This window comes from Streptomyces sp. NPDC057253 (assembly GCF_042669125.1).
Taxonomy (GTDB): Bacteria; Actinomycetota; Actinomycetes; order Streptomycetales; family Streptomycetaceae; genus Streptomyces.
On the sequence record NZ_JBHUXV010000264.1, the window covers coordinates 1 to 4,523 of the forward strand.

Consider the following 4,523-nt stretch of genomic DNA (forward strand, 5'->3'; position numbering starts at 1 on the left):
CCGCGGCGCAGGCGTGGCCGGCTGCGCGGTAGTGCAGTGGCGGGAGGGGGCCGCGGGTGCGGCCGGCGCGGGAGCGGGGGGGGCGGGGGGCCGGGCGGACGCGGGCGGCGTCCGTCGGCGGGGCCGAGGTCCGCCGGCCGGGCCGGGGTCGGCCGGAACCCTACTCGCTAATACCGAACATGACTAGGTTTTGCGTCGGCTGTCGTGCGGGTGCCGTTGCCGCGGGGTGTTCGCCGCCCCGCGGCAACGGCGGTCCCCGGTCGGCCGGTTCTGCCCGGTCGGCCGCCGTCGTACCGTCAGAACATCGTGTTGTCGTTGGCGGAGGTCGTCGGCACGCTCTGGATCACGTCCCAGTGCTCCACGACCTTGCCGTCGCGGATGCGGAAGATGTCCACGATGGCCAGACCGGGGTCACCCGGCGAGGGGATGAAGTGGCTGTGGAACGCCACGAGATCGCCCTCCGCGATGATCCTCTTGGGCTCGACCTGGAGCTGCGGGGACTGCTGGAACAGGCCGGCGAGACCGGCCCGCGCCCCCTCCGGGCCGTCCGCGATGCCGGGGTTGTGCTGGTGGTACTCGGGTGCCACGTAGGTGTCGATGGCGGACAGGTCCTGGTGGACGAGCAGCCGGTCGTAGTAGTCGATCGCCAGCTTCTTGTTGCGCTCGGTGAGCCATCGCTGCCCGGCGACGGGTGTCTGCGGCCGGCTGAGGGTGGAGAACATGTCGTTGCCGCTGACGGAGGTGGCGGGCACGTCCTCCAGTACGTCCCAGTGCTCGGCGATCTTCCCTCCCTGGAAGCGGAAGATGTCGACGACGGCGCTGCCTCGGGTGCCGGGCGTCGCTACGAGGTTCGAGTGCACGAGAACCAGGTCGCCCTCTGCGATGACGCGCTTCACCGAGTACGTGGCCTGCGGGAACTGCTGGTGGAAGGAGCGGCCGACCGCCTTGAGGGCCGCCGCGCCGTCGCCGACCTGCGGATTGTGCTGGATGTAGTCCGTGCGGACGAACCGGTCGACGACTCCGGTGTCGCCCCGCTCGAACACGCCCTTCAGGACGTGGACGGCGACCCGCTTCTGGTGGGCGAGCCGGGCGCTGTCGCCCTGCTGGTGCTGCTGGGTGACGGTCATGGTGGTGGCCGACGCGGCGGGAACGATGCCGACGGCGGTGATCGCCACCGCCGCGAGTGCGGCGGTGGCGGCCCTGCGGGCGGACGTGCGGGCAGACATGGGCTCTCCTGAGCGTTTCCAAGATCGAAATTGTGGTTACCGCGAGAGAGCGCTAACCACTAGTAAGCGTCAGTCTGCCTGTAGGTGATGTTGCATGGCAAGTCGATTCGCTGACTATGCAGCTAAATTCTTTCGACTTACGAGCGATGCGTTGGGTATTTGAGGTGATTTGCGCTCTTCGTTCCAAGAAGGATTGATGTCATGTCAGTGGTGTGAGGTGCTGAGGCCTTCCACCGTCATGGTCAGCCTGTCGCCGGGGACGAGCGGGGGTCGGCCGGTCGCGACCGACGGTGACGCCGTCGACGTCGACGCGGATTCCGAGGTCCAGGCGTCCTTCGTCGTCGCGGTGGGCGTCGAGTTCTTCGGTGGTGACGAGCCGGGGCCCGAGGGCGGTCGAGTCGTCCGCTTCCGGCCGTTGGTGTGAGTGCGGTACGCGGGCGCCGGCCGGGTGACCCGCCGACGGCGCCGGGCTGCGCGCGAGGGGTTCTACGACGGTTCGGGAGGCGTCTGGTGCGGGACGGCCCGCCCGGAGCACGGGAGGTGTTGACCGCCGTGGGCCCCGGGATGGTCGGAGACCTGGAGGCATCGGTCCGCGGAGTCACGGCGCAAGTCGCCGCGGCCGCCCCGCATTTCGCCGTACCGGAGACCGGAACGGAACGGCACGACGGCCGAGCGGTCCTTCTAGTCTCACGCCAGTGGCCGACGTGACGAGGTGTCGCCTCACCGGGGCGCTGCCGTTCTCGACGACCTGCACGTCGACGCCTTGGGTGACTCACCGATCAGGAGGTCGTGCGGTGGCATGGATCAGAGCGTGCGCCATCGGGTCCGCGGAGCGGGCGGACCACTGCCGGGTCCGGAGCGGACCGGCCCGGATCCCGGCCGGCGGTCTCTGGACTCCGAATGCCTCAGGGACGGTCCGCGCATGACCTCGCTGAAGGGCGCGCCCGCCGCCGTCCAGGGCTGGTTCGCCGCCGAGAACTCCGCCGACCAGGCGGCGGGACTGCGGACCGTGCTCGGCCCCGATGTCGTGATGGACTTCGGCGGTCAGAAGATACGCGGCGTCGAAGCCGTCGTCGCCACGGTCACCTTCGCGATGCCGGGCGGCTGGCTCGGCGACGCCGAGTGGAGCGTGCTTCCGGTGGGCGCGGCGGGGCAGGTGACGGTCCGGGCCACCGGCCCCGGTGGCACTCAGGTGCAGGTGTTCGTGCCGGGAGCGCCTCCCCAGCGGATGGACGCCATGGACATCACGTTCACCCTGGACGAGGAAGGTCTGATCATCGGCCTGGCCGGACAGGCGCACCAACCCGAACCGCCCGGCCTGCGCCGCCCGTTGCGGGCGGGGGACACCGCTCCCGACTTCGTCCTGCCGGACGTCGAGGGCGTCGGGGTCCCCCTGCGCCAGGAGGGGACGCAGGCCACGGTCGTCGTCTTCGTGAGCAACCACTGTCCGTTCTCCCTGGCCTGGCACGACAGACTGGAGCGGGCCGGGCGGGACTACGCGGACCGGGGCGTGCGCCTGCTGCACATCAACTCCAACGACCCCGCGCAGGGTGCCAAGGACGGCCTCGACCACTGCCGCGAGCGGGTCGCCGCCGGGCACTTCACCGGTCCGTACCTGGTGGACGAGGGTCAGGCGGTGGCGCGCCGCTGGGGCGCCCGGCGCACCCCGGAGGTGTTCGTCCTCGACGACGACGGCACGGTGGCGTACCACGGCGCCCCCGACTCGGATCCGACCGACGACTCGCTGAACGCGGGCTGGCTGCGCGGCGCGCTGGATCACCTCCTCGCCGACAAGGCCCCGGACCCCGCCGACACCGAGCCCGTCGGCTGCTCGATCAAGTGGACGGAGCGATGAGGGCTCCGCACGCGCAGCGTGGCCCGGAGCGACCGCCCGGCGCGGCGTCCAGGCCACACGACGACTCCTGGGAGGCATGCGCATGACGTATCTGGAGAAGGCACCCGCCGGCGTGCAGGGCTGGTTCGCGGCCGAGAAGTCGGCGGACCCGGGGGCGGGGCTGCGGGCCGTGCTCGCACCCGACGCGGTGTTCGACTTCGGCGGACGCAGGACCGAAGGAGTGGACAACGTCGTCATGATCGTCGGACTCATGATGCCCCCGGGGTGGCTCGGCGAGGTCGAGTGGAGTGTGCTGCCGGTCGGGACGGACGAGCGGGTGACCGTACGGGGGGTCGGCCCCGGCGGCGCCCCGCTGCCCAGCCCCGGAGGACCGATGGGCGCCATCGACTTCACCTTCACTCTGGACGCCGACGGCCTGATCACCGAGGTCGCCCCGCAGCCCCACCACCCCGAACCCGAGGACCTGATCCGGCCCTTGCGGCCGGGGGACACCGCACCCGCCTTCGTCCTGCCCGACGTGGACGGCGCCGAGGTCTCCCTGAGCCCGGAGGGGGCGAGGGCCACGGTCGTGGTCTTCACGTGCAACCACTGCCCGTTCTCCCTCGGCTGGCACGACAGGGTCCAACAGGTCGCTCGGGACTACGCGGCACGCGGTGTCCGCTTCCTGCACATCAACCCCAACGACCCCGCCGTGAACCCCAAGGACGGTGTCGAGACCTCCCGGAAACGGGTCGCCGAGGGGGAGTTCGCCGGGCCGTACCTCGTCGACGAGGGTCAGGCGGTGGCGCGCCGCTGGGGCGCCCGGCACACCCCGGAGGTGTTCGTCCTCGACGAGCACGGCACGGTGGCGTACCACGGCGCCCCCGACGCGGACGTCGCCGACGACTCGCTGAACGCGGGCTGGCTGCGCGGCGCGCTGGAGCACGTCCTCGCCGGTACGGCTCCGGACCCCGCCGACACCGAGCCAGTCGGCTGCTCGATCAAGTGGACGCGGTGATGAGAGCCCCGCGGGTGGAACTGCTGTGGTGGTCCGGCTGCCCCTCCCACGGGACGGCCAGGGCCATGCTGGAGGAGGCGATGACGGGACTCGGGCTGGATCCGGCCGGCATCGAGACACTGCAGGTCGTCACCGACGCCGACGCGGCCCGTGAGTGCTTCACGGGCTCGCCCACCATCCGCGTCGACGGCAGGGACATCGTGCCGCCGGAGGAGGGCGCGCCCCCGGCGCTCACGTGCCGCGTCTACTTCCGCCAGGACGGCCGGCCGAGCCCCCTGCCGGATCCCGCCCTGGTCCGTCACGCCCTGGAGCGGTCGCTCGACCACGCTTGACGCGCCGCCTTCCGGCACGCCGGAAGGCGGCCGGAGCACGGCGACGGACGTGCGGCCGCGAGGGCCGGCGGTGGCGGCGGCTCCCCTGCGCCACCACCGCCGGTCGTCGTGCC

5 protein-coding genes are annotated in these 4,523 nt (G+C 71.9%); 4 read left to right on the forward strand and 1 reads right to left on the reverse strand.

What is annotated here, in order from left to right:
• Positions 1–296: 296 nt before the first annotated feature.
• Entirely contained in the window at positions 297–1,226 is a 930-nt protein-coding gene (locus ACFULQ_RS48625; RefSeq protein ID WP_383558144.1) for a nuclear transport factor 2 family protein, read from the reverse strand.
• Between the two features lie 217 nt (positions 1,227–1,443).
• Between ACFULQ_RS48625 and ACFULQ_RS48630 the strand changes: the two genes are divergently transcribed.
• From ACFULQ_RS48630 to ACFULQ_RS48645, 4 genes are all read left to right on the forward strand, one after another.
• Complete coding sequence (locus ACFULQ_RS48630; protein ID WP_383558146.1) at positions 1,444–1,650, forward strand: hypothetical protein; 207 nt, start codon at positions 1,444–1,446, stop codon at positions 1,648–1,650.
• A 498-nt stretch (positions 1,651–2,148) separates the two neighbouring features.
• The gene (locus ACFULQ_RS48635) at positions 2,149–3,081 is read left to right on the forward strand and encodes a redoxin family protein (RefSeq protein ID WP_383558148.1); all 933 of its coding nucleotides are present in this window, start codon (positions 2,149–2,151) and stop codon (positions 3,079–3,081) included.
• A gap of 82 nt (positions 3,082–3,163) precedes the next feature.
• The gene (locus ACFULQ_RS48640; protein WP_383558150.1) at positions 3,164–4,078 is read left to right on the forward strand and encodes a thioredoxin family protein; all 915 of its coding nucleotides are present in this window, start codon (positions 3,164–3,166) and stop codon (positions 4,076–4,078) included.
• Positions 4,078–4,410: a hypothetical protein gene (locus tag ACFULQ_RS48645; protein WP_383558153.1), complete on the forward strand. Its 333-nt coding sequence runs from the start codon at positions 4,078–4,080 to the stop codon at positions 4,408–4,410. Before ACFULQ_RS48640 ends, ACFULQ_RS48645 begins: the two co-directional genes overlap by 1 nt.
• Positions 4,411–4,523: the final 113 nt, after the last annotated feature.